This window comes from Micromonospora sp. NPDC049107, assembly GCF_040648595.1.
In the GTDB taxonomy this organism is placed as follows: domain Bacteria; phylum Actinomycetota; class Actinomycetes; order Mycobacteriales; family Micromonosporaceae; genus Micromonospora.
Genome location: NZ_JBEZEC010000001.1, coordinates 696405 through 719903, shown reverse-complemented (window position 1 = coordinate 719903; position 23499 = coordinate 696405). Strand labels below are relative to the sequence as shown.

Annotated in this window: 22 protein-coding genes; 16 read left to right on the top strand and 6 right to left on the bottom strand. The window is 73.3% G+C overall.

Features of this window, described 5'->3' with window-relative positions; translation table 11 throughout:
• Genes AB0B55_RS03065 through AB0B55_RS03010 form a run of 12 tightly spaced genes read left to right on the top strand, consistent with a single transcriptional unit; the run spans nt 1 to nt 11706 of the window.
• A complete protein-coding gene (locus AB0B55_RS03065) occupies nt 1-1230 on the top strand; it encodes a phage tail sheath subtilisin-like domain-containing protein (protein ID WP_357118271.1) in 1230 nt (409 codons plus the stop codon).
• Between the two features lies 1 nt (nt 1231).
• Nucleotides 1232-1714: a phage tail protein gene (locus AB0B55_RS03060; protein WP_355051208.1), complete on the top strand. Its 483-nt coding sequence runs from the start codon at nt 1232-1234 to the stop codon at nt 1712-1714.
• Nucleotides 1689-3014 carry a hypothetical protein gene (locus AB0B55_RS03055; RefSeq protein ID WP_357169872.1) on the top strand — a complete coding sequence of 442 codons (1326 nt, stop codon included), beginning with the start codon at nt 1689-1691 and terminating at the stop codon, nt 3012-3014. The genes AB0B55_RS03060 and AB0B55_RS03055 overlap by 26 nt, the downstream gene beginning before the upstream one ends.
• Complete coding sequence (locus AB0B55_RS03050) at nt 3014-3955, top strand: hypothetical protein (protein WP_357169869.1); 942 nt, start codon at nt 3014-3016, stop codon at nt 3953-3955. The genes AB0B55_RS03055 and AB0B55_RS03050 overlap by 1 nt, the downstream gene beginning before the upstream one ends.
• Nucleotides 3952-5544 (top strand): contractile injection system protein, VgrG/Pvc8 family, encoded by a 1593-nt coding sequence (locus tag AB0B55_RS03045; protein ID WP_357169866.1) that lies wholly within the window; start codon nt 3952-3954, stop codon nt 5542-5544. The genes AB0B55_RS03050 and AB0B55_RS03045 overlap by 4 nt, the downstream gene beginning before the upstream one ends.
• Nucleotides 5544-5882 (top strand): hypothetical protein, encoded by a 339-nt coding sequence (locus AB0B55_RS03040; protein ID WP_357118257.1) that lies wholly within the window; start codon nt 5544-5546, stop codon nt 5880-5882. The genes AB0B55_RS03045 and AB0B55_RS03040 overlap by 1 nt, the downstream gene beginning before the upstream one ends.
• Nucleotides 5879-6310, top strand: a complete 432-nt coding sequence (locus tag AB0B55_RS03035) for a GPW/gp25 family protein (RefSeq protein WP_355051213.1) — start codon at nt 5879-5881, stop codon at nt 6308-6310. Before AB0B55_RS03040 ends, AB0B55_RS03035 begins: the two co-directional genes overlap by 4 nt.
• Nucleotides 6307-8958: a putative baseplate assembly protein gene (locus tag AB0B55_RS03030; protein ID WP_357169863.1), complete on the top strand. Its 2652-nt coding sequence runs from the start codon at nt 6307-6309 to the stop codon at nt 8956-8958. Before AB0B55_RS03035 ends, AB0B55_RS03030 begins: the two co-directional genes overlap by 4 nt.
• Nucleotides 8939-9484: a phage tail protein gene (locus tag AB0B55_RS03025; protein ID WP_357118251.1), complete on the top strand. Its 546-nt coding sequence runs from the start codon at nt 8939-8941 to the stop codon at nt 9482-9484. The genes AB0B55_RS03030 and AB0B55_RS03025 overlap by 20 nt, the downstream gene beginning before the upstream one ends.
• Nucleotides 9485-9493: 9 nt before the next feature.
• Entirely contained in the window at nt 9494-10426 is a 933-nt protein-coding gene (locus tag AB0B55_RS03020; RefSeq protein ID WP_357118248.1) for a hypothetical protein, read from the top strand.
• Nucleotides 10423-10881, top strand: a complete 459-nt coding sequence (locus AB0B55_RS03015) for a hypothetical protein (protein ID WP_357118244.1) — start codon at nt 10423-10425, stop codon at nt 10879-10881. The genes AB0B55_RS03020 and AB0B55_RS03015 overlap by 4 nt, the downstream gene beginning before the upstream one ends.
• A gap of 54 nt (nt 10882-10935) precedes the next feature.
• On the top strand, nt 10936-11706 hold the full coding sequence (locus AB0B55_RS03010) for a hypothetical protein (RefSeq protein WP_357169860.1): 771 nt from the start codon (nt 10936-10938) through the stop codon (nt 11704-11706).
• A gap of 39 nt (nt 11707-11745) precedes the next feature.
• On the opposite strand, the gene AB0B55_RS03005 is transcribed toward AB0B55_RS03010, so the two are convergent.
• From AB0B55_RS03005 to AB0B55_RS02980, 6 genes are all read right to left on the bottom strand, one after another.
• Entirely contained in the window at nt 11746-12630 is an 885-nt protein-coding gene (locus tag AB0B55_RS03005; RefSeq protein WP_357169858.1) for a PmoA family protein, read from the bottom strand.
• Nucleotides 12627-13310, bottom strand: coding sequence for a hypothetical protein (locus AB0B55_RS03000; protein WP_357169855.1), 684 nt, complete (start codon nt 13308-13310; stop codon nt 12627-12629). Before AB0B55_RS03000 ends, AB0B55_RS03005 begins: the two co-directional genes overlap by 4 nt.
• A complete protein-coding gene (locus AB0B55_RS02995) occupies nt 13294-14175 on the bottom strand; it encodes a carbohydrate ABC transporter permease (protein WP_357118232.1) in 882 nt (293 codons plus the stop codon). Before AB0B55_RS02995 ends, AB0B55_RS03000 begins: the two co-directional genes overlap by 17 nt.
• A complete protein-coding gene (locus AB0B55_RS02990) occupies nt 14175-15158 on the bottom strand; it encodes a sugar ABC transporter permease (RefSeq protein WP_357118229.1) in 984 nt (327 codons plus the stop codon). The genes AB0B55_RS02995 and AB0B55_RS02990 overlap by 1 nt, the downstream gene beginning before the upstream one ends.
• Nucleotides 15159-15190: 32 nt before the next feature.
• Nucleotides 15191-16534: an extracellular solute-binding protein gene (locus AB0B55_RS02985; RefSeq protein ID WP_357169852.1), complete on the bottom strand. Its 1344-nt coding sequence runs from the start codon at nt 16532-16534 to the stop codon at nt 15191-15193.
• 91 nt (nt 16535-16625) lie between these two features.
• Nucleotides 16626-17684 (bottom strand): LacI family DNA-binding transcriptional regulator, encoded by a 1059-nt coding sequence (locus AB0B55_RS02980; RefSeq protein ID WP_357118223.1) that lies wholly within the window; start codon nt 17682-17684, stop codon nt 16626-16628.
• Nucleotides 17685-17924: 240 nt separating this feature from the next.
• Here AB0B55_RS02980 and AB0B55_RS02975 point away from each other — a divergent pair, with 240 nt between their 5' ends.
• From AB0B55_RS02975 to AB0B55_RS02960, 4 genes are read left to right on the top strand one after another with little or no spacing between them, the layout of a single operon-like run.
• Nucleotides 17925-19253 carry a Gfo/Idh/MocA family oxidoreductase gene (locus tag AB0B55_RS02975; RefSeq protein ID WP_357169849.1) on the top strand — a complete coding sequence of 443 codons (1329 nt, stop codon included), beginning with the start codon at nt 17925-17927 and terminating at the stop codon, nt 19251-19253.
• 20 nt (nt 19254-19273) lie between these two features.
• Nucleotides 19274-20707 carry a glucuronate isomerase gene (uxaC, locus tag AB0B55_RS02970; protein WP_357169846.1) on the top strand — a complete coding sequence of 478 codons (1434 nt, stop codon included), beginning with the start codon at nt 19274-19276 and terminating at the stop codon, nt 20705-20707.
• Nucleotides 20704-22008 carry an enolase C-terminal domain-like protein gene (locus tag AB0B55_RS02965; RefSeq protein ID WP_357169843.1) on the top strand — a complete coding sequence of 435 codons (1305 nt, stop codon included), beginning with the start codon at nt 20704-20706 and terminating at the stop codon, nt 22006-22008. Before uxaC ends, AB0B55_RS02965 begins: the two co-directional genes overlap by 4 nt.
• Nucleotides 21999-23492, top strand: coding sequence for a mannitol dehydrogenase family protein (locus AB0B55_RS02960; protein ID WP_357169840.1), 1494 nt, complete (start codon nt 21999-22001; stop codon nt 23490-23492). Before AB0B55_RS02965 ends, AB0B55_RS02960 begins: the two co-directional genes overlap by 10 nt.
• The last annotated feature ends 7 nt before the right edge of the window (nt 23493-23499 follow it).

The following is a 23499-nucleotide window of genomic DNA, read 5'->3' as shown; positions in this document are numbered from 1 at the left end:
ATGCCCAGCTACTTCTCCCCCGGCATCTACGTCGAGGAGGTCCCCAGCGGCGCCCGACCGATCGGACCGGTGAGCACCAGCATCGCCGCGTTCGTCGGCGTCGCCCCGAACCGCGACGCCCACCTGGGCAAGGCCGTACCGGTCAACAACTGGACCGAGTTCCTACGGCTCTTCGCCGACGGCGACCAGGTCGAGAGCACCCCCCTCGCGCGGGCCGTCTTCGGTTTCCTGGACAACGGGGGCGCGCGCTGCTGGGTGGTCAACGTCGGCGACGGCGGCGCGATCACCGGCGCCGGCAAGCAACGCGGCGGCCTGCAACTGCTGGAGGCCGTCGACGAGATCTCTATCATCGCCGCTCCGGGCTTCTCCGACCCGGTGTCCCACGACGCGCTGATCAGCATGGCCGAGCGGACCCGCACCATGGTGGCGATCTGCGACCCGGCCCCGGACATCGACGACATCTCCGCGCTGACCCGGGTCGCCACCCCGTCCTCCGGCAAGCCGCCGAAACCCGCCGAGGGTGCGGGCCCTGCCGCTGGTCCGGGCGGCGGGGAGGGACCGCCGGCGTACCGGCCCCGGCAGTCCGAGTTCGCCGCGTTCTACTACCCGTACCTGCAGGTCCGTGACCCGATCACCGGCGAGCTGGAACTGACCCCGCCGAGCGGGCACCTGGCCGGCATCTGGGCCCGCACCGACGCCCTGCGCGGCGTGCACAAGGCGCCGGCCAACGAACCGGTCCGGGGCGCAGTCGACCTCGGCTACCGGGTCACCCGCCCCGAGCACGACGTGCTCAACCCCAAGGGCGTCAACGTGATCCGCTACTTCGCCGGCGAGGGCATCCGCGTCTGGGGCGCCCGTACGCTCGCCGCCGAGGCCAGCGAGTGGCGCTACCTCAACGTCCGGCGGCTCAGCATCGCCATCGAACAGGCCATCGCCAACGGCACCCGGTGGATGGTCTTCGAACCGAACGACTTCACCCTCTGGCGCTCGATCCGGCGCGACATCGGGGCGTTCCTCACCCGGGTGTGGCGCGACGGCGCGCTGCTGGGGCGCAGCCCCGAGGAGGCGTTCTTCGTCAAGTGCGACGAGGAGACCAACCCGCCGGACGTCCGCGACGCCGGCATGGTGATCGCCCACATCGGCATCGCCGTCGTCAAGCCCGCCGAATTCGTGGTGTTCAAGCTCAGCCAGTGGGCCGGCGGCACCGAGACCGAGACGATCGGAGGCTGACATGGCCACCCCCGCCACCCCACAGCCCGGCGCGCCCGTCGACCCGTACCGGGCCTACAACTTCCGGCTGCTCATCAACGGCGTCACCAACGGCCACTTCACCGAGATGAGCGGACTGGAGGTGAACATCCCCGGGCAGCCGTACCGGGAGCACGGCCCCGGACCGACGCGGATGGTCCCCGGCCAGGCCGAGTACGAGCCGGTGACACTGCACTTCGGCCTCACCGCGTCCCGTGAGCTGTGGGACTGGGTGAACGCCACCGCCAAGGGCACCCTCAACCGCCGCAACGTGTCGGTGGTGCTGCTCGACGCGGCGGGCACCGCCGAGGTGCTGCGCTGGAACCTGATCGACGCGTGGCCCACCCGGTGGCGCGGAGCGCACCTCAACACGGTGAGCCACGAGATCGCCATCGCGTCGCTGACGCTGCGCTACGAGGGCCTCGAACTGGAGGCCGGCGGTGCCGCCGCGCCGACGCCCGCGTAGCTGGCTGGCCGGTCGCCTCCGCTCGGTGGCCGGCGCGGTGCAGCGCCTCGCCGGACGCGTCGACACCCCGACCGCCGAGCCGGAACGTCCGGCGGACCCGCCGCGTCGTCTCGGCGAGCCGCCGCAGCACTGGGTGGACCTGGTCGCCGCGCACGCCCCCGGCCTGCTCCGTGAGCTGGACCTCGACGTCGACCAGGCCGCGCCGACGCGGGACGAGACCCCGCCATCACGGCGGCAGGACCGCTCGGGCGACCCGGTCGACTCGGCCTCCCCTCGGGTCGCCGGTCGGACCGGCCGGCCGGTCGCCGCCGCCCACGGCCGACCCGGCGACCCGCACCCGCGCGCCCGACCGGGCGGCGCTGGTGATCACGCCTACCCTGGCCCCGGGCCGGACGGTCCCGGACACCCGGACGGCGAATCCGAACGACGGCTCCCGAAGATTCGACCAGCGACCCCGGACGGCGCGACATCGTCGAGCGGGACGGCCCGGTCCGACGGCGCAGCGTCGGCGAACGGGCGGGACGGCGCGGCGAGCGTCGGCAGGCCGTTCCGAGCGCCCGGTGTCGCCCACCCCGGGCAGACGGTCGCCACCCCCGGCACCGCGACACAGCTACCCCCCACACCTGTGCCACCCGGCGAAGGTTTCGACACCTCCGCAAGGGCTTCCTCTCGACGACCCACTCTGGACGCCACGACGGCGCGGCACGGACGCGGCGGCGGGAGGGTGGACGGACCATCCTGGCCCGCTCTGCCGGGCGAGCCGGCCAGGCCGGCCCGGCTCGGAGAGCACCCCACCGAGCGGCACGCCCGGCCCCACGCCGGCCACCATCTCGAACAGCACCGCGACCGGCTCCCCGACCAACGGGCCGGGCGACTCGGAGAGCACCACCGCCGGGGACGCTCCAAGCCGTTGCCCGAGCAGCACGCGAACCGGCTTCCTGACCAGCAACCAACGGGCCGGCGCGGGGGGCCGGAGGGGCCCGACCAGCACGACACACCGCACCACGGCCAGCACACCCGGCCGGACCGCGACCAGCGCGCCGACAACCCGTACGCCGATGGGCGGCGCGGCGGCGAGGTCGGGCGGTGGGACGCTCAACCGGGGTACCGGACGGGCACCGCCGAGGTCGACAGCGCCGGGCACTGGCCGGTCAGCGCGCCGTTCCCGTCGGCGGCCGTCGCGCCCGGCGTGGACCCGTGGCCGGCGCTACCGGATGACGGACCGCTGTGGACGGTGCCCGGCGCGACGCTCGACGCGGGCCACGAGCGCCGGCTCGACCGGGAGCAGGCGGGCGGCTGATGGAACGTGTGGCCTTCCTCATCGACTCCACCGGGGAGCGGGTGGACTGCCTGCTCAACCCGGAGACCGTGCAGGTGACCCGGCTCGCCGGCGTACGCCATCGGGGTGCGGGCGGCGCGCAGCTCACCGGTTCCGGTCTGGCCGACGACCCGCTGGTCTTCACCGGCGGTGGCCGTACGGAGTTGGTGCTGGATCTGCTCTTCGACGTCGACTTCGTCCAGGCGCAGGCGCGCCCCACCGACGTACGGATGCTGACCCGACCGTTGTGGATGCTGGCGGAGAACTCCGACGTCGAGCACGGCTGGCTGCGTCCGCCGCTGGTCCGGGTGGTCTGGGGCAAGACGTGGAACGTGCCGGGCGTGATCGTGGCGGTGGCCGAGCGGTTCGACGCGTTCACCGGTACCGGCTCGCCCCGGCGCTCCTGGCTGCGGCTGAAGCTGGTCCGGACCGCCGAGAGCGCCGACCAGGCGCAGGCCGGGTTCGCCGAGGAGCTCGCCGCGGCGAGTACGCCGGTGGCCGCGCCGGGCAGCGCCGTGGTCGCGGCCGGCGACGGGGCCACCGAGCCGGGCCACGCCGGGGTCCGTTTCGACCTGCTGGCCAACGACGCGCTCGGCTCGCCGCTGCGGTGGCGGCTGCTGGCCGAACACAACCGGATCACCGACCCGCTCGCGGTGCCGGCCGGTACGACCCTGGCGGTGCCCCCCGTCGGCTCGGGCGGCTCCGCGCCGGAGTCGACGCTCGGCGCGATGGCACGGGCCGGGGGGTCGTTCGTGGACGCCTCGATCGCCGCCGCCGCGAGTTGGGCCGCCTCGATCGCCGCCTCGACCGGGGCCGGCCCGACCGCAACGGCCGCCTCGACCGGGGCCGGCCCGACCGGAACGGCCGCCGCGAGCGGGACCGCGTCGACCGGCGGCGCACCAGTCGCGGGGGGTACGCCGTGACCAGCGTCGCGCCCCGGGCGCTGACCGTTCTGCTCGACGGCGTCGAGCTGAACGCCGTGGCCCGCCAGCGGATCCGCTCGCTGCGGGTGGCCGCCCGGCTCGACCAGCCGACCCAGGCCGAGCTGGTGCTCGCGACCGCGGCCGGCACCGCGGCGCTCGACCCGGCCGTGCGCACCGGAACGACCCTCGACGTACGGCTCGCCGACCACACCGACGCGCTGTTCGTCGGGGAGGTGACCTGCGTGGAGGTCGAGTACGCCGCTGATGGCGCGGTCGTGCTGCGGCTGCGGGCGTACGACGCGCTGCACCGGCTACGCAAGCGGCAGGACCTGCGGGTCTTCACCTCGGTGACGGCGGCGGAGCTGGCCCGGGACCTGTGCGGCGGGGTGGGGCTGACCGTGACGGCCGAGGACGACGGCCCGCGGCTGGAACGGTTGGTCCAGCACCGGCACAGTGACCTGGAGCTGCTCTGCGAGGTCGCCGGGCGGGCCGGGCTGCACCTGGCCGCCGACGGCGACGGCGTACGACTGGTGACCCTCGCCGGCTACGGTGAGCCGGTCCCGCTGACCCTCGGCGCGGGCGTGCACACCCTGCGGTTGTCCACGAACACGGACCAGGCCAGCGGCCCGAGCGTCGCATTGGGGTGGCACCCGCAGCGGGCCGAGCCGATCAGCCAGCGGGCCGACGAGGCGCGCTGCGGTCGGCCGTCCGGTGACCGTCCGGACCCGGCCGACGTGGGGGCCGACGGCGTCCGCACCAGCGTCGACCAGCCGGGACGCAGCGACGACGAGGTGGCCGCGCTGGCCCAGGCGCGACTGGACCTGCGCGCCGCCGCCCTGTCCACCGCCGAGGGGGTGGCCGAGGGTGACCCGGCGCTGCGGCCGGGCCGGCGGATCGACCTGGCCGGGGTTCCCGACCCCCTCGCGGGGGCGTACGTGCTGACCGAGGTGGTGCACACCGTGGACGGCGAGGGGTACCTCACCCGGTTCTCGACCGTGCCGCCGGTCGTGCCGCCGACGGCGGTCGCCGGCGCGGTCGTCACCCTCGGCACCGTGACCGACGTGGCCGACCCGGACGGGTTGGGCCGGGTACGGCTGACCCTGCCCGCGTACGGGGATCTGGACGCCGGTTGGCTCGGCGTGCTCTGCCCGGGTGCGGGACGTGGCAAGGGTCTGGTGGCGCTCCCCGATCCGGACGACACCGTGCTGGTGGTGCTGCCCGGCGGCGAGCCGGCCTCGGGCATCGTGCTGGGTTCGCTGTTCGGGGCCGTCGAGCCGTACGACGCGGGCATCGACGACGGTCGGGCCCGGCGCTGGACGCTGCGCACAGCCGGCGGACAGTCGATCGTCGTGGACGACGTCCAGCGCAGCCTGCGGCTCGGCACCGAGGGCGGCAGTTGGCTGGAGCTCACCCCCGAGCTGGCCACCCTGCACGCGGCGACCGACCTGGTGATCTCCGCACCGGGCCGGGCCATGGTGGTCCGCGCCCGCAGCGTGGACTTCCTGCACGCCGAGGCGACCGAGGACCCGACCACCGCGGCGCGGCAGGCCCGTTCGCTCGCCCGCGCCCACCACGAAGGAGGCGGCTGATGCGTTGGATCCACCGCGACTCGGTGATCGCCTGTGACCACGACGGCCGGGTCGAGAACCAACCGTCGCAGCGGTGGGTGACCGTCACCGCCGTGCCGGTGCTGGTGGACGACGACCCGGAGGGACGGAAGATCGTCGCCTGCCCGAACTACGGACCGACCATCAAACCGTGCGCGAAGACGCTGACCGTCCGCGTCGGCTACAGCGACTGGCTCCGCGTCGACGGACGCCGGGTGGTGCTCTCGCACCTGGAGGGGTTCACCGACGGCACACCGCCGGACGCGATCCACCACACCGTCCGCGACCCCCGACAGCGCTTCCTGGGGGCGGACCGGTGAGGGCGTTCCGCTTCGTCGGGGCCGGCTTCGACGCCGGCCGGGGCGGCGGGTTGGCCCTCACCGCGGCCGGCGGGCTGGCCATGACCGAGGGCGACGAGAGCGTACGCCAGGCGCTGTTCCTGCTCTTGTCGACGACGCCCGGCGAGCGGCTGATGCGGCCCGGGTACGGCTCCCGGCTGCACCGGCTGATCTTCGCGCCCAACGACGACACCACGGCCGGGCTGGCGATCCACTACGTGCGGCAGGCCATCGCCCGCTGGGAGCCCCGGGTCGAGGTCATCGACGTCGACGCCGGGCCCGACGTGGACGACGCGTGGCGGCTGGTGATCCGGCTGGACTACCGGGTGCGGGCCAGCCTGACGCCCGGTCAGTTGGTGTTCTCCGTGGATCTGCTCCCCGCCGACGACGAACCGGGAGAATCGTCATGACGCTGCCCGTGCCGCACCTGGACGACCGAGGTTTCCTCGACCTCGTCACCGAGGCCCGCGAGCGGATCCGCCAGTCCTGCCCCGGCTGGACCGACCTGTCGGCGCACGACCCCGGCATGGCGCTGGTGGAGGCGTTCGCGCACCTGACCGAGGTGATGATCTACCGGCTGAACCAGTTGCCGGAGAAGGCGTACGTGCAGTTCCTGAACCTGCTCGGGGTGGCGCGGCACGCGCCCACCGCGGCCTGGGCGGACGTGGTGTTCAGCCGGGCCGGCGTCGACACCTCGGCGGTGCGGATCCCGGCCGGGCTGCGGGTCGCGGCGGCGCGTGGCGCCGACCCCCGGCCCGTCGTGTTCGTCACGACCGAGCCGGCGACGCTGCCGGCCGGCGAGTCCTCGGTGACCGTCCGGATGCACCACTGCGAGCCGGTGGACGCGGAGCTGCTGGGTCTCGGCACCGGCCAGCCGGGGCAGGTGCTGCGCGCGGCCCGCGCTCCCCTGGCCCACACCGCCGAGCCGCTGGACCTGCTGCTCGGCGTGGAGGTGCCGACCGGCTCGGTGGAGCTGGGAGCGGCGGCCCGCGAGCACGAGGGCCACACGTTCGAGATCTGGCAACCGGTGGACAGCTTCGCCGGGCTCGGCCCGCAGGCCAAGGCGTACCTGGTGGACCGCTGCTCGGGCACCGTCACCTTCGCCCCGGCCCTGGACCTGCGGCCGTCCGCCGACGGCACCGCCGGGCCGACGCCGGTGGCCGCCGTGCCCCCGGCCGGGCGGCAGGTCCGCCTCTGGTACCGGGCCGGCGGCGGTCCGGCCGGCAACGTCGCCGCCGGCACGCTGACCACCCTGCGCGATCCACTGCCCGGGGTACGCGTCGACAACCCCACCCGGGCGGCCGGCGGCCGGGAGATGGAGGCGTTGGAGTCGGTGCTGCTGCGCGGCCCGTACGAGTTCTTCGCCCAGCAGCGCGCGGTCACCGCCCGCGACTTCGAGGTCCTGGCCACCAGCTCGGGCGCGGTGGCGCGGGCCCGCGCCTTCACCCGCTCGGCCGTCTACAGCTTCGCCCGCCCGGGTGAGGTCGAGGTGGTGCTGGTGCCGTACGTGCCACCGGCGGCCCGACCGGGCGGCCGGCTGCCGGTGGCGGTGCTGCGCGAGTACGAGGTGCCCGAGGCCCGCCACCGCGTCGAGGCGGACCTGGAACAGCGCCGGATGGTCGGTATCCGCTCGCGGGCGAGCTGGGCCCGGTTCAAGGCGGTGTCGGTGCGGGCCCGCGTGGTGGTGCGGCGGGAGGAGGACGTGGACGCGGTCCGGCGGCGCATCCACGACCGGCTGCACCAGACGCTCAGCCCGCTGCCCACCGCGCTCAACCCGAGCGGGTGGCCGTTCGGTGAGCCGCTGCGGGCGTCCAACGTGTACCGGCTGTTGGAGCAGGCCGAGCCGGGCGTGCGGTACGTCGAGTCGGTGCGGTTCGTGGTCGACGAGGCGCCCGACGCCAACGTCCGCGCCCTCGCCGTCGACGCGTACCAGCCGCGCACCTGGTACGCCGGGCGTGGCCCGGTGCTGTTCCGCTCCAGCAACGCGGGCTCGGGCTGGGAGCCGGCCGGCCGGTTCGACGACGACGAGACGGTGCTGCGGGTCGCGCCCGCCCCCGCCCCGGTGCGGCCCGGCATCGTGGCGCGTCCCGGCTCGGTGGCCGTGGTGACAGTGCGCGAGTCGGGCGGCTCCCGGGTACGACTGAGCACCGACCTGGGTGAGACGTGGTCGCTGCTGACCGACCTGGACTCGCGGATCTCCGACGTGGCGTGGCTGGACCGCGACGGCGCGGGAGCGCTGCTGGTCGCGACCGACACCGGGCTGTACGAGGTGTCGCTGCTGCCCGGCGCGGTGCCGTTGCAGATCCTCGTCGACCCTTCCGACGCCGACCGGGGCTTCTACGCGGTCCGCGCCTTCGTCTCCGAGCGCGGCGCGCCGGGCGTGGCGGTCGCGGCGCAGGCCAGCTTCGGGGTGTACCTGTCGACGGCCGGCGGCCGGCCGGGCAGCTTCACGCACGTCGGGCTCTCCAACGTGGACAACCGGGTCCTCGCGGTGCAGTACGACGGCCCGGCCACCCTGCTGTGGAGCGGCGCGGGCGAGCCGGACCCGAAGAAGCCCGGTCAGGGCTGTCACCGCACCCGGCTGTTCGAGTCCGACGTCAAATGGCAGTCGGTGCAGGCCGGCTGGATCGGCGGCACCTGCCGGGATCTGGCGTTCGCCGGCCAGCAGGCGGTGGCCGCCACGCAGAGCGGCGGGGTGCTGCGGCTGGACACCCTGGCCGCCCAGCCGCAGTGGCAACCGGTCTCGGTCAACTGCGGGCTGCCGTTGCGCGACCGGACCCGGTTCGTGCCGGTCGACGCCGTCGCCGTGAGCGGCCCTGCCGCGGCGGCCGTCGGCACGGGCGGTCCGGCGGCCTCCGGCGCGGGCGGTCCGGCGGCGGACCGGCTGGTGCTGGCCTGCGGCGAGCGCGGCGTCTACCGCAGCGCCGACACGGTCACCTGGACCGCCAGCGCCAACCAGGCCACCGCCGACGTGGTGACCGTCCCGGACACGTGGCTGCTCTGCTCCGGCGAGCACGACATCGAGGTGGTGCGCCAGGATGCGACGCTCGGCGATTGAGCGGCTGCTGCCCGCCGCGTACCAGCGGGCATGCGTGCCGGGCAGCGTGCTCTGGGCGCTGCTGGACGTGATGGAGGGACTGCACGCCCCGGACGAGGCGATCCTCGCCGAGGTGGACGCCCTGTTCGACCCGTACCGGGCCCCCGAGGACATGGTCGTACGCCTGACCCGCTGGGTGGCGATGGACCACGTGGTGGCGTCGCACCGACCGGACGCGCCGCTGCCCCTGCCGGTCGGGCGGCTACGGGACCTGGTGGCCCACGGCGCGCTGCTGGCGCGGTGGCGCGGCACCCCGTACGGGATGCGACGGGCCCTGGAGGTGGCGACCGGGGTGAGCGGCTTCGCCATCGACGAACCCGACGAGAGGCCCTTTCACATCGTGGTGCGGGTGCCGGCGGACGCCGCCGACCACCTCGCCGTGATCACCCGCATCGTCGAGGCGGAGAAGCCGGCGGCGACCACCGCCGAGGTCGTCCTCGCCGCCTCGCCACCATCGGATCAGCCGACCGCGGCACCGTCCGCTTAAGGAGCCTTCATGACCACCGAATGGGCCGTCGTCGGCGCCGCGTCGCAGTTCACCCTGGACGCCGCCAACCACGGCGAGCTGACGTTCACCGTCTCCAACCCGGGCCTCGCGCCGGACACCGTCGTCTTCGACGTGGCGCCCGGCGAGGGCAGCCAGCGGGCCTGGTTCACCGTCACCGAGCCGCAGCGGGTGGTGCCCGGTCAGGGTTCGGTCTCGTTCCTGGTCCGCCTCGCGGTGCCGGCCGGCACCGCGCCCCGCCGCTACGACATGACCGGGTTCGCGTACTCGGCGAACACCGCGCCGGAGGAGAGTTCGCGCTCCAGCGGCCGGGTGACGTACGAGGTCCGGGCGGTCGCCGCGCCGAAGCGGACGCCGTGGCCGTGGATCGCCGCCGCCGCGGCGCTGGTGCTCGTGGTCGCCGGGGTGGTCGGCTACCTGCTGACCCGCTCCGACGGCCCACCGACGCCGGGCACGCCACGGGTCGTGACGCTGGAGGCGGAGAGCCTGGTCGACGGGGCAAAGGTGGAGTCCCCGGCGAAGACCGCGGCGGGCATCGACGCGCAGCCGAACTGCTGCGACATCACCTGGTCGGACGACGCGCAACTGTTCTTCACGGGCCTGGCGCCCGGTGACCGGGTGAACGTCACCGTCGAACTGCCGGCCGACGCCCTCTGGCGTTTCTCCACCACGCGCACCACGAGCTTCGACTACGCCAACACCATCTGGCAGATCGACGGCGTGCAGCTCGGCAGCACCTTCTTCGGCTTCAGCCCGACGGTGATCCGGCAGGACTTCACCGACGTGGGCACCGTCCGGTTGGCGGCGGGCCGCCACACGCTCACCCTGGTCGCCGTCGGCAAGACGCAGGGCTTCGACAGGTACTTCGCGGGCGTGGACCAGATCCGCTTCACCGAGGTGCCCGGGGCGGTCGCGCGGCGATGAGCGGTCGGCAGAAGGTCGTCCTGGTGACGCTGGCGGTGCTGCTGGTGGCGTTCTTCGCGCTCGCCGTCGGCGTCGGCGGCGGCGAGCAGGGCCGCGCGAGCGATCGGCCGGGAATCGTGCAGCGGCTGGGCCGGCTGGCCGGGGCGAGCAGCACGATCGACCCGACGACCGTGCAGGCCGACTGCGACCGTACCGGCGACGTGCTCACCTTCGTCGGCGGCTGCGCGGTGCGGGTCGCCGACCCGGGCGAGTTGCGGACGTTGGTGCTGCGCAGTGGCCGCACGTTCGTGGTGAACGCCCCGGCGCCCGGGGACGCCGACCTCACCGTGCGGTCGGAGGTCGAACCGGACGACGGCGGCGAGGCGGTCGCCCGGATCGCCGTCGACAGCGCGACCACGGTGCTGCTGGGCTGCCCGGGAGGTGTGGGATGCACGGTCACCGTCGCCGCCGGGTGACAGGTCCACCCACCGGCCCGAGCCGCGCGCTCCTCGACCGTAAGGAGGCCCGCCATGGGTGACCTGCGTAAGCCGTTCCTGCTGCTCGCGCTGGTCGCGATCACGCTGGTGGTCCTCGTCGAGGTGGGATCGTCGCTGCTCACCGGTGGCGGCGACGCCACCGGCGCGCTGCTGGTCGGCGCGGCGGACCTCGGCGTGGAGGTGGACGCGGCCGGGGTCAGCGAACCGTCCGGACGGGGCACCAGCTACCTGGCGCTGATCGACGCGGTGGCGCTCTGGACCACTGGCCTGTTCTGCCTGAGCCTGGTGGTGCCGGAGCGGGTGCAGGGCCGGATCCAGGGCGTCGCGACGCTGATCTTCTCGATCCTGCTCATCCTGGGCTCGCTGATCCTGCTGATCATCGCGTTCGTGGAGCTGATAATCATGGTGTCGCTGTTCCTGGCCGTGCCGTTCGGCACCCTGGCGTACCTGGCGCTGTGGGGCTTCTTCCCGGTCGGCGACGCGGCGGTGCTGCTCGGCCTGGCGCTGCTGCTCAAGCTGGTCTGGGCGGGGCTGTTGGTGCTGGCCCAGCCCCGGTTTCTGCAGAACAAGGGCCTCGTCCTGATAATCATCACCACCCTGCTGTGCACCGTCGTGCTGGAATTCCTGCACAATCTGGTGCCGGTGATCCTGGTGAGCATCCTCGACGACATCGGCGCGATCGTCTTCGCCATCATCGCCATCATCTGGGGGCTGGTGCTGCTGATCGGCTCGATCCCGGCGATAGTCAAGGCCATCCGCGTCACCGCCGCCGCCGTCCCCGCCGCCCTGCCCCGTCGATCATGAAGTTGTTGTCACCGCGCCCGGCGTGTCGGGACAACAACTTCATGATCGACGCGCGCTGGCGAGGGTGGCGCATTGGGCTGGAGACAGGGTGCCGTCGGCGATCCACACCTGGTAGCTGCCTTGGCGGGTGGTGGCGGCGGGGACCTCCGCCGGTTGGTCGAAGGCGAAGGCCACGCAGACGCCGGGATACATCGCGGTCCGCGCGAACCACCGGTCACCGAGGCCGAGGCCCGCGAAGACCAGGGTGTACGCGCCACCGCCCGGCCCGGTGCCGGCCAGCGCCAGCCACGGGGTGGCGCTGCCGTTGATCGCCTCCTCCCCCGTCGCCTCGGCGGTGAACACCGTCGCCTCGCCCCCGGCGGCGACCGCCCGCCAGAAGAAGCCGCCGTAGCCGGCCCCGCCGGGACGACCGTTGGTGGCCGGACTGCCCAGGCGCACGGACCTGTCGGCCGGCGCGGTGAGCGCGGAGTCCAGGTCGAGCCGCCAGACGTCCGGCGTCACCGCCGACGCGGCCAGCTGACGCCGCTCGGCGAGCAGCACCCGTCCGCGCGGGTCGCGCCACTGGAGCTGATGGGCCAGCCGGTCCGCCGAGCGCCGCGTCCAGCCGGTGTGGACGATCCGCCCGTGGTCCTCGCGCCACGTGTAGCCGACGTCGCGCACGTAGGTGCGCCCGCCCCACAGGTTGACGCCGTCGACGTCCTGCACCGCGAGGGAGGCTCCCAGGTGCCACACATGGTCGGCGGGGAGCGCGTCGGTGACCACCGTGCCGCCGAGGGTGCGCACGGGGTGCAGGTACGGCCGGGGGCCGTGCCGCGCGTCCAACGCGGGGTCGACGACGTACCGGGCCACCTCGGTCCCGCCGACCAGCAGCCGAGCCGGTTCCTCGGCGACCGGAGCGGGGTCGGTGGCGGGATCGGTGGTCACGGCAGCTCCGGCCGGACGGCGGCCGGCTCGCGGCTGCCGACCTCGGCGGCGAAGGCGCGGCCGACGTCCGTGGGGACCGGCATCCGGTTGGCGACGGCGTGCAGGGCCGCCAGGGTGTAGCCGGCGAGGATGGGCACGGCCACCGGTGTGACCAGGACGGCGAGCAGCCCCGCCAACGCCGTCACGCCCGTGAGGGCGGCCCACCGGGTGGGCGCGTCGAGGCAGGCGCGGGCGCTGGACCGGGCCGCGACCCGCCACCGCCCGCCCCCGTTCCGGCCCGCCTCGACGACGACCAGGCCGGCGTACCCGGCCAGAGCGGCCGCGACCAGAGCGGTCACCGCCAGCGCCGGTGGGCCACCGGGCACCCGCCCGGCGGTCAGCGCCGCCAGGTCGGCGGCGAGCAGCCCGAGCACGCAGAGCGCGAGCAGGCTGACCGGCACGCCGGGCAGCACCGAGCGGCCGAACCGGCGCAGGCTCGTACGCGCCGACGGCCAACCGCCGGTACGCGTCCAGTCGCGCACTGCCGCGCTGGCCGTACCGGCCGCCCCGGCGGCGGTGAGCAGCGGCGCCGCCGCGAGGGTCAACAGGATGCCGAGCAGCGCCAGGTCCGCGGCGTCGCGGGCGACGTCCCGCCAGTCCCGCCGCTCGGCGTCGTCGACGGGTTCAGCCCTTGATGCCACTGGTGTTGATCCCCTCGACGAGCATCCGTTGGAACGCGACGAAGAACAGGAAGACCGGCAGCAGCGACAGCACCGACATGGCGAACATCGGCCCGACCGCGCTCTGACTCGTCGAGTCGATGAAGAGGGTCAGCGCCACCGGCACGGTGTAGTCCTTCAGTTGGGACAGGAAGACCAGTTGGCGGAAGAAGTCGTTCCAGGTCCAGATGAACGAGAAGATCGCGGTGGTGACCAGCGCGGGTCGGCTCAGCGGCAGGATGATGTGCCGGAAGATCCCGTACGGGCCGGCGCCGTCGATCCGCGCCGCCTCGTCCAGCTCGCGCGGGACGCCGCGCATGAACTGCACCATGAGGAAGACGAAGAACGCCTCGGTGGCCAGGAACTGCGGGATGAGCAGCGGCAGGTAGGGCCACTCGCCACCCACCAGACCGAGGGTGCGGAACAGGATGTACTGCGGCACGATCAGCACGTGCTGGGGCAGCAGCAGCGTACCGATCATGACGGCGAACCAGAGGCCACGCAGCCGGAACCTCAGGCGGGCGAAGGCGTACGCAGCCAGCAGGCAGGAGAGCCCGTTGCCGATGACGGTGAGCAGGCTGACCAGCGCGCTGTTGAGGAAGAACCGGCCGAATCCGACGTCGAAGTTGGACCAGCCGGCGGTGTAGTTGCCCGGGGTGAACCGCTCCGGCAGCAGCCCGACGTTGTTGACGATCTCCTCCTGGGACTTCACGGAGGTGCCGACCATCCAGATCAGCGGGTAGAGCACCACGGCCACGATCACCACCAGGATCAGCAGCCGCAGCACGGGCCGGCCGCCGGGGCGTCGTCCCGCTCCGGGCAGCGCCGCCGCCGTCGGAGTCGCCATCACCGGTCCTCCCCGTCGGAGTAGTGCACCCAGAACCGCCCGGTGCTGAAGAAGATCGCGGTGAGCACCGCGATGGCGAGCAGGAACACCCAGGCCATCGCCGAGGCGTAGCCCATCTCCAGGTCGGTGAAGCCGGTGATGTAGAGGTTCAGCGTGTACATGAGGGTCGAGTCGACCGGGCCGCCGGTGCCGTTGCTGAGCACGAACGCGGCGGTGAAGCCCTGGAAGCCGTTGATCGTCTCCAGCACCAGGTTGAAGAAGATGACCGGGGAGAGCATCGGCAGGGTGACGGCGCGGAACTGCCGGAACCGACCGGCGCCGTCGACGGACGCGGCCTCGTACAGCTCGGTGGGCACCTGTTTCAGCCCGGCCAGGAAGATCACCATCGGGGCGCCGAACTGCCAGATGGCCAGCACCATGAGCGTCTGCAGGGCCCAGTCCGGGTCGTTGACCCAGGGCCTGCCCTCGATGCCGAAGAGGCTCAGCAGCGAGTTGAACGCACCATCGCGGTTGAACATGTTGACCCAGACGATGGCCAGCGCCACGCTGCCGCCGAGCAGCGACGGCAGGTAGAACAGGCCGCGGAACAGGCCGACGCCGCGCCACGCGCGGTTGAGCAGCAGCGCCACGCCGAGGGCCGCGGCCAGTTTCAGGGGTACGGCGACCAGCGCGAAGGTCAGGGTGACCCGCACGGCGTGCCAGTACGACGGGTCGGCGGTGAACATCCGCTCGTAGTTGGCCAGCCCCACCCACCGGGCCTCGGAGAACGGGGTGAGGATGTCGTAGTTGGTGAAGCTCAGGTAGAGCGACAGCAGCATGGGGACCGCCGTGACACCCATCAGGCCGATGAGCCACGGCGACAGGAAGACGTACCCCGCCAGACCCTCGCGGTGCCGGATGCCGCCGGACCCACGCCGGGTGGGGTGGGTCCGGACGGATCCGGGGCCGGGTCGGGTCGGGTCGGGCGCCGTGGTCAACGCCACGATCGGCTCCTCTCCTCGCCTCGTGGGGCGGGTCAGGCGATGGCGCCCTTGCACGCCTCGATGAACTGGGCGGCGGCCTGCGCGGGGGTGGCCCGGCCGTACTGGGCGCTCTCGGCGGCCTTGACCAGCTCGGACTTGACCGTGCTGTGTCCCTTGATCGGCACCTGTGGCGACTCGCCGAACTTCTGGGTCAGCTCCGCCTCGACGGCGATCGACTGCTTCATCGCGGGGTCGGTGGTGCCGTCGCTGACGACCTGACGCAGGTCCAGGTTGGACGGCAGGCCCCGGTCGGTGCCGAGCAGGGTGACGGCCTCCCGGTCGTTGACCAGGAAGTTGATCACATCGACCGCGACGTCCCTGTTCTTGCTGCCCTTGAACACCGACCAGTACATCGAGGCCCGGGCCCACTGCGCGCTCGGATCGCCGGGGTAGGCGATCACTCCCAGCTCGTCCTTGGTGTTCTTCTTCAGGTCCGGCATCTGGTTGGCCCAGACCCAGGACGTCGCGGACTTGCCGGTGACCACCAACTGCTTGGTGACGTCGCTGGAGTTGCCCTCGTGGATGACGTCGGCGGTCGGGGTGGCCTTACGGTCCCGCGCGCCCTTCCAGAGGTCGAACCAGGCGGTCACGTCCTCGGCGGTGAAGCCCAGATCCTTGCCCTGGTAGAGGTCCTTGCCCTGCTGGCGCAGCCAGACCCAGAACGCCTTGTAGTCGGCGCTCGGATCCTGGGTGCCGGGAACCCCCGTCCTGGCGGACACTCCCTCGGCCCAGGCGATGTGCTGCTCCCAGCTCATCCCGGTGGTCGGTTCGGGCAGGTTGTGCTTCGCCAGCAGCGTCTTGTTGTAGACCAGACCCTGCGTGTTCTCCCCGGCGGCCAGGCCGGCGAGCTTGCCGTCGACGACGCCGTACTGCCACAGGCTCTTGGGGAACGTGGCGGTGTCCAGCTTGCCGGACTTCTGGTACGAGGTGAGGTCGAGCGTGGTGTTGCGAGCCGCGTACTCGGCGAGGTAGTTGTCGTCGATCTGGAACAGGTCGGGCGGGTTGCCACCGGCGGTGAGCGTGGCGAGCTTGTCGAAGTAGCCCTGGTTGGCCTGCCAGGTCTTCTCGAAGGTCACGTTGGGATGCTTCTTTGTGTAGAGGGCGAGGGCGTCCTCGGTCAGCTTGGCCCGGGCGTCACCGCCCCACCAGAAGATCGAGAGCTTGACGGGGGCGTTGGGGTCGGCGGCGTCGTCGTCGCCGCACGCGGCGGCGCCGAACAGCAGCGGCGCGGCGACCGTCGCGGCGAGCAGGCCGCGCAGCAGCCGCCGCCGGGGCAGCGGGGTGGCGGGCGGACGCCCGACGGGCGTGCCGGTGGTGGGGGACGTTGCGGGGTGCATGTGCGCTCACTCCTCGGCTTTAGGAGGCGACGGCATCACCCGAGGCCGCGGTCGGGATGCCCGGACCCGCAGGGCAGTGCGGGTCCGGGCCTTAGGGCGCGGCCAGGGGACGTGCCGGCCGGGCATGCGGACCCGGCCCGGTCGAGTCGCGGATGACCAGGTCGGTCTGGAGCATTACCTGTGCGGTGGTACGCCGGACGCCGACCGCCGTGCCGGTACCGGGCCCCCGCGCGCCGCGCGGTGACTCGATGTCCTGTTGCAGCAGCATGTCGACGGCCGTCCGGCCGGCGGCCCCGGTGGGTGTGGCCACCGTCGTCAGTTTGGGTCGGGTGAGCCGGCTCAGGGCGATGTCGTCGACCCCGACGACGCTCACCTGCTGCGGCACCCGGACCCCGAGCGCGTCCAGCCCTTCGATGAGGCCGATCGCCATCAGGTCGTTGTAGGCGAGCACGGCGGTGACGCCGCTGTGCCGCACCTGCTCGGCCACGGCGGAGCCGCCGGTCTCGGTGGGAGCGTTGGGGCCGAGCACGGTCAGTTCCCCGCCACCGGCCCGGACGGCCGTGGTGGCGGCACGCCGCATCTCCCGGTTGGTCCACGAGCTGCGCGGCCCGCCGAGCAGGGCGATGTCGCGGTGACCGAGACCGATCAGGTGCTCGACGGCTGCCCGGGCGCCCTGCCCGACGTCCATCAGCACGCAGGCCAGGCCGGTCACCTGACGGTTCACCACGACCAGCGGCACCTCGCGGCTGAGCTGTTCGATCAGGCTGTTGCTCATCCGGGGGCTGCACAGCAGCACCCCGTCGACCTGCTTGGCGAGGGCGTGGACCAACTCCTCCTCGGCGGTCGGGTCCTCGTTGGTGTCGGCCACGAAGACGTGGTAGTCGCGGTGGCGTGCCTGGCTCTCCGCCGCCTTGATCAGCGGTGGGAAGAACGGGTTCGCGATGTCGGCGATGATCAGCCCGATGTTGTGCGTACGCCCGGTGATGAGGGCGCGGGCGGCCCGGTTCGGCCGGTAGCCCAGGTCCTCCGCGCAGGCCAGCACCCGGACCCGGGTCTCGGGGTTGACGAGGTGCGGGGCGGAGAAGGTGCGGGACACGGTGGAGATGTGCACCCCGGAGGCGCGGGCGACGTCCCGGATGGTGACTGGCACGGCGGCCCCTTCGTCCGAGTGCGGCGGTGGTCACGCGGGTGCCGCCAATTAATGCAAACGGTTGCTCCACTGTCAACGGTCAATGTTTGCAGCTTTGTTGCATCGAGACGCCCAGTGGTGGCCTTCAACCCCGCAAAAACCCACAATTGCCGCCGGTTGTGCCGCTGTCGTTGACGCCATCACATTGATCGTGGTTACTTCACTGCAAACCTTTGCAGGGGTCATCCGGAGGGCGATCGCATGTCACCGAGATCCGGCGGGCGGGTCCGCTACGCCATCGTGGGCACCGGCGCGCGAGCGGAGATGTTCGTCCGGGCCCTGGTGCTCGACCACCCGGACTCCGCCGAGCTGGTCGCCTTCGCCGACGTCAACCAGACCCGGATGGACGCGCACAACCGCTGGCTGGGCGAGCTGGGACACCGGCCGGTGCCCACGTACCCCGCCGGCGGATTCGCCTCCATGCTGGACGCCGAACGCGTCGACGTCGTCCTGGTGACCAGCGTGGACGTCACCCACGACGAGTACGTGGTGGCCGCGCTGCGCGCCGGCCGGGACGTCGTCACCGAGAAGCCGATGACCGTGGACGCCGCCCGCTGCCGGCGCATCCTGGAGGCCGTGGCCGAGACCGGCGGCAGCGTTGCGGTCGCCTTCAACTACCGCTACAACCCGCTGCACGAGCAGGTCCGCCGGCTGCTCGCCGAGGGCGCGGTCGGCGAGATCGGCTCGGTGCACTTCGAGTGGCTGCTCGACGTGCGCCACGGGGCCGACTACTTCCGCCGCTGGCACCGCGACAAGGCCACCTCCGGCGGCCTGCTGGTGCACAAGGCCAGCCACCACTTCGACCTGGTCAACTGGTGGCTGGCCGCCACCCCGGTCGAGGTGTACGCGGCCGGTCGACTCTTCTTCTACGGCGAGAGCGGCCGCCGGCACGGCTACGCCCGCGACTACGACCGGGCGTACCGCTCCCCCGCCGCGGTTGACGACCCGTTCGCGCTGCGGCTCGACGCGCACCCCCGACTGCGCGAGCTGTACCTCGACGCCGAGGCCGAGGACGGCTACCAGCGCGACCGCAACGTCTTCGCCCCCGGAGTGAGCATTGAGGACGACATGGCGGTGCTGGCCCGCTACTCCACCGGCGCGACAATGACCTACCACCTCACCGCGTACGCCCCCTGGGAGGGCTACCGGGTGATGGTGAACGGCAGCCGGGGACGCCTCGAACTGGAGGTGACCGAGAACGACTACGTCGACCGGGGCACCGCCGGCGCCGTCAAGGGCGCGGCCCTGCACGGCGTCGAGGCGCCGACCGAGGGGGGCGACGCGACGCTCACGGTGCGCCCGTTCTGGGAACCGCCCCGACGGATCCTCATCGAGGGTCGTACCCGCCAGGGGCACGGCGGCGCGGACGCCCGGATGACGGCGGTGCTCCTGGGCGGTCAGCCTGATCCGTTGGGCCGCGCCGCGACGGCCGAGGACGGCGCGCTGGCCCTGCTCACCGGCCTGGCCGCCAACCGGTCCCTGGAGACCGGGCGAGCCGTGCGCGTCGCTGACCTGCTCACCACCCGCTGAGAAGCAGAACGAGGAGCCCCGTGCCGACGTCCGACCACACCGACCTGCTCCTGCCGGCCGAGCCGGGCCAGCGCGCGCTGGCCCGGGAGCTGTACGCCCTCGCGGCGCGGCAACCGATCATCTCGCCGCACGGGCACGTCGACCCGGCCCTGCTCGCCGAGGACCAGCCCTTCCCCGACCCGGCGCGGCTGCTCATCGTGCCCGACCACTACCTGACGAGGATGCTGCTCAGTCAGGGCGTACCCCCGGGCGACCTGGGGGTCCCCACCCGCGACGGCAGCCCGGTCGAGGCCGACGGGCGGGTGATCTGGCGGCGCTTCGCCGCACACTGGCACCTGTTCCGGGGCACCCCGTCGCGGCTCTGGCTGGAACAGACCCTCCGTACCGTCTTCGGGGCGCACACCCCGCTGCGTCCCGACACCGCCGACGCCCTCTACGACGAGATCGCCGCGCGGCTCGCCGAGCCGGAGTTCCGGCCCCGGGCGCTGTTCGAGCGCTTCGGGATCGAGGTCCTCGCCACCACCGAGTCACCGCTGGACGACCTCGCGGCGCACGCCAAGCTCGCCGCCGACGGCTGGGGTGGGCCGGGCGGTCGGGTGGTCACCACCTTCCGCCCGGACGACGTGGTGGACATGGAGTTCGACGGCTGGTCGGCCAACGTGGCGCGGCTCGGCGCGCTGGCCGGCGAGGACACCGGCACGTACCCCGGCTATCTGGCCGCGCTGCGGGCCCGCCGGGCCGCGTTCGTCGCGGCCGGGGCGACCTCGTCGGACCACGGGCACCCCACCGCGCGCACCCTGGACCTGAGCCCGGCGCAGGCCGCCCGCCTCTACGACCGTGGGCTGCGCGGCGCGGCGGACGCCGCCGACGCGGAGGCGTTCCGGGCGCACATGCTGATGGAGTTCGCCCGGATGTCCCTCGACGACGGACTGGTGATGCAGCTGCACCCCGGCGCGGTGCGCAACCACAACCGCTGGCTGTACGAGCGGCACGGCCGGGACGTCGGCGGCGACGTGCCGCAGGCCACCGAGTACGTGCACGCGCTCGCCCCGCTGCTGTCCCGCTACGGCAACGACCCCCGGCTGACGGTGGTGCTCTACACCCTCGACGAGGACACCTTCACCCGCGAGCTGGCGCCCCTGGCCGGCGGGTACGCCGCGCTGCTGCTCGGAGCGCCCTGGTGGTTCCTGGACTCCCCCGAGGCGCTGCGGCGGTTCCGGGAGACGGTCACCGAGAGCGCCGGCTTCTACAACACGACCGGGTTCGTCGACGACACCCGGGCGTTCTGCTCCATTCCGGTACGCCACGACGTGGCCCGCCGGGTCGACGCCGGCTTCCTGGCCCGGCTGGTCGCCGAGCACCGGCTCGCGATGGACGAGGCCGCCGAGACGATCGTCGACCTGGCGTACCGGCTACCCAAACGGGTCTTCCACTTCGAAGGGTCGAGCCAGTGACCACCACCATCACCTCCGTCGAGGTGCACGACGTCCGCTTCCCCACCGCCGCCCGGGGCGACGGGTCCGACGCCATCAACCGGGGCGACTACTCGGCGACGTACGTCGAGCTGGGCACCGACTCCGGGCCGGTGGGCGCGGGGTTCACCTTCACCAACGGCCGGGGCAACGAGATCACCTGCGCGGCGGTGCGGGCGCTGGCCCACCACGTCGAGGGTCGTACGGTCGAAGAGATCGCCGCCGAGCCGGTGGCGTTCTGGCGCTCGCTCAGCGCGGACGTGCAGTTGCGCTGGCTGGGCCCCGAGAAGGGCGTCATCCACATGGCGACCGGGGCGCTCGTCAACGCCGTGTGGGACCTGCGGGCCAGGATCGCCGGCAAGCCGATGTGGCGGTTCCTGGCCGAGCTGCCCACCGACGACCTCGTCGCCAGCCTCGACTTCCACCACATCAGCGACGCGCTGACGCCCGACGAGGCGGCGGCCATCCTCGACAAGGGACGCGACGGCCTGGCCGACCGGTTGGCGACGCTGGAACGGGACGGTTTTTCTTCGTACACCACCTCGGTCGGCTGGCTCGGCTACCCCGACGACAAGGTGCGGGCGCTGACCCGGCAGGCGTACGACGACGGCTGGCGGGCCATGAAGATGAAGGTTGGCGGCCCGCTCGCCGACGACCTGCGCCGGGCCCGGATCATCCGCGCCGAGATCGGCCCGGACGCGCTGTTGATGATGGACGCCAACCAGGTCTGGGACGTCGACGAGGCGATCACCGCGATGACCGCCCTCGCGGAGGTGGACCCGTACTGGATCGAGGAGCCGACGCACGCCGACGACATCCTCGGGCACGCCCGGATCAACCGCGCCGTCGCCGAGCTGACCGACGGCCGGTGCCGGGTGGCCACGGGTGAGGTCGCCGCCAACCGCGTCATCTTCAAGCAGTTGCTCCAGGCCGACGCGATCGGCGTGATGCAGGTCGACGCGTGCCGGGTCGGCGGCGTCGACGAGGTGCTGGCCGAGCTGCTGTTGGCGGCCAAGTTCGGGGTGCCGGTCTGCCCGCACGCGGGCGGCGTCGGCCTCTGCGAGTACGTCCAGCACCTGGCGATCTTCGACTACCTGCGGGTAGGCACGAGCCTCGACGGTCGGATGATCGAGTACGTCGACCACCTGCACGAACACTTCGTCGACCCGGTACGCACCCGCGGCGGCCGGTACCTGCTCCCGGAGCGCCCCGGTTACAGCGCCACCATGAAACAGTCGTCGATCGCGGAGTACCGGTTCCCGGACGGTCCGGCATGGCGGTGACCGTCGGCGCGTCCCGCCTCGGCCTGGGTGTGCTGCGCCACCTGCCCGTCGACTCCCGCCCCCTGGTGCGGCCGGGCACCGTGCCGACGGGCGTCGTACACCTGGGGTTGGGGGCCTTTCACCGCGCGCACCAGGCGGTCTACACCGAGGCGGCGGTCGGCGCGGCCGGCGGCGACTGGGGCATCGTGGCCGTCGCCCCGCGCAGCGCCGCCGTGGTCGACGCGCTCGCCGCCCAGGACAACCTGTTCAGCGTGAGCGCCCTGTCCGCCGCCGACGCCACCACCCGGGTGGTGGGCGCGCTGAGCGGCGTACGGCACGCGCCGAGCGATCCGGACGCCGTGGTGGCGTTGCTCGCCGACCCGGCGGTCCGCGTCGTGACGCTCACCGTCACCGAGAAGGCGTACCAGCTCGACCCGGTGACCGGCCGGTTGTCGCCGGACTCCGCGCTCGCCGCGGACCTCGCCGGTCATCGGCCCCCGGCCACCGTGCCGGGTCTGCTGCTGCGCGGGCTGGCGGCCCGCGCCGCCGCGGACGCCGGACCGGTCGCCCTGGTGAGCTGCGACAACCTGCCGGCCAACGGCCGACGGCTGCGCGGCCTGGTCGACCAGGCGATCGCGCGGGCCGCCGGGACGCCGGCCGGGTTCGTCGACTGGGTGGCCGCCAACGTGACGTGCCCGGGGACCATGGTGGACCGCATCGTGCCGGCCAGCACCCCGGAGACCATCGACACGGCCCGTCGGGCGCTCGGCGTCACCGACCTGGCCGCGGTGGCCGCCGAGCCGTACGCGCAGTGGGTCATCGAGGACGACTTCCCCGGCGGACGGCCGGGCTGGGAACACGCCGGGGCGGTGCTGACCGACGACGCCGGGCCGTGGGAGCGGTTGAAGCTGCGCGCCCTCAACGGTGTGCACTCGGCCGTGGCGTACCTCGGCGCACTGGCCGGGCGGGAGACCATCGCGGACGCCCTGGAGATCCCGCACCTGGCCGACGTGCTGCGCCGGCTGATCGCCGAGGACGTCGCGGCCAGCTTCACACCGCCGGACGGGGTGCGGGTCGTCGACTACGGCGAACAGGTCCTGGCCCGGTTCGGCAACCCGGCGATCCGGCACCGCACCCTCCAGGTCGCCACCGACGGGTCGCAGAAGCTGCCGCAACGCATCCTGCAGACCATCGCCGACCTGCGCGCGTCCGGACGGTCCGCGCGCTGGGGCGCGCTGGTCGTGGCGTCCTGGTTGCGCTTCGCGCTGGGGTACGCCGACGACGGCCGCCCGCTGCCGTTGCAGGACCCGCTCGCGGGGCCGATCCGGGCCGCCCTGGACGCCGGCGCGCAGAGCCCGGCCGGCGCGGTCGACGCCGTCTTCGCGCTCCGCGAGGTGATCCCGGCCGAGGTCGCCGAGGACGACGAGGTACGCGCCCAGGTGACCGCCTGGCTCACCGCGCTCGGACGACACGGCGTCGAGGCGACCCTGGCCGGCGTCCGGTGAGCCGGGC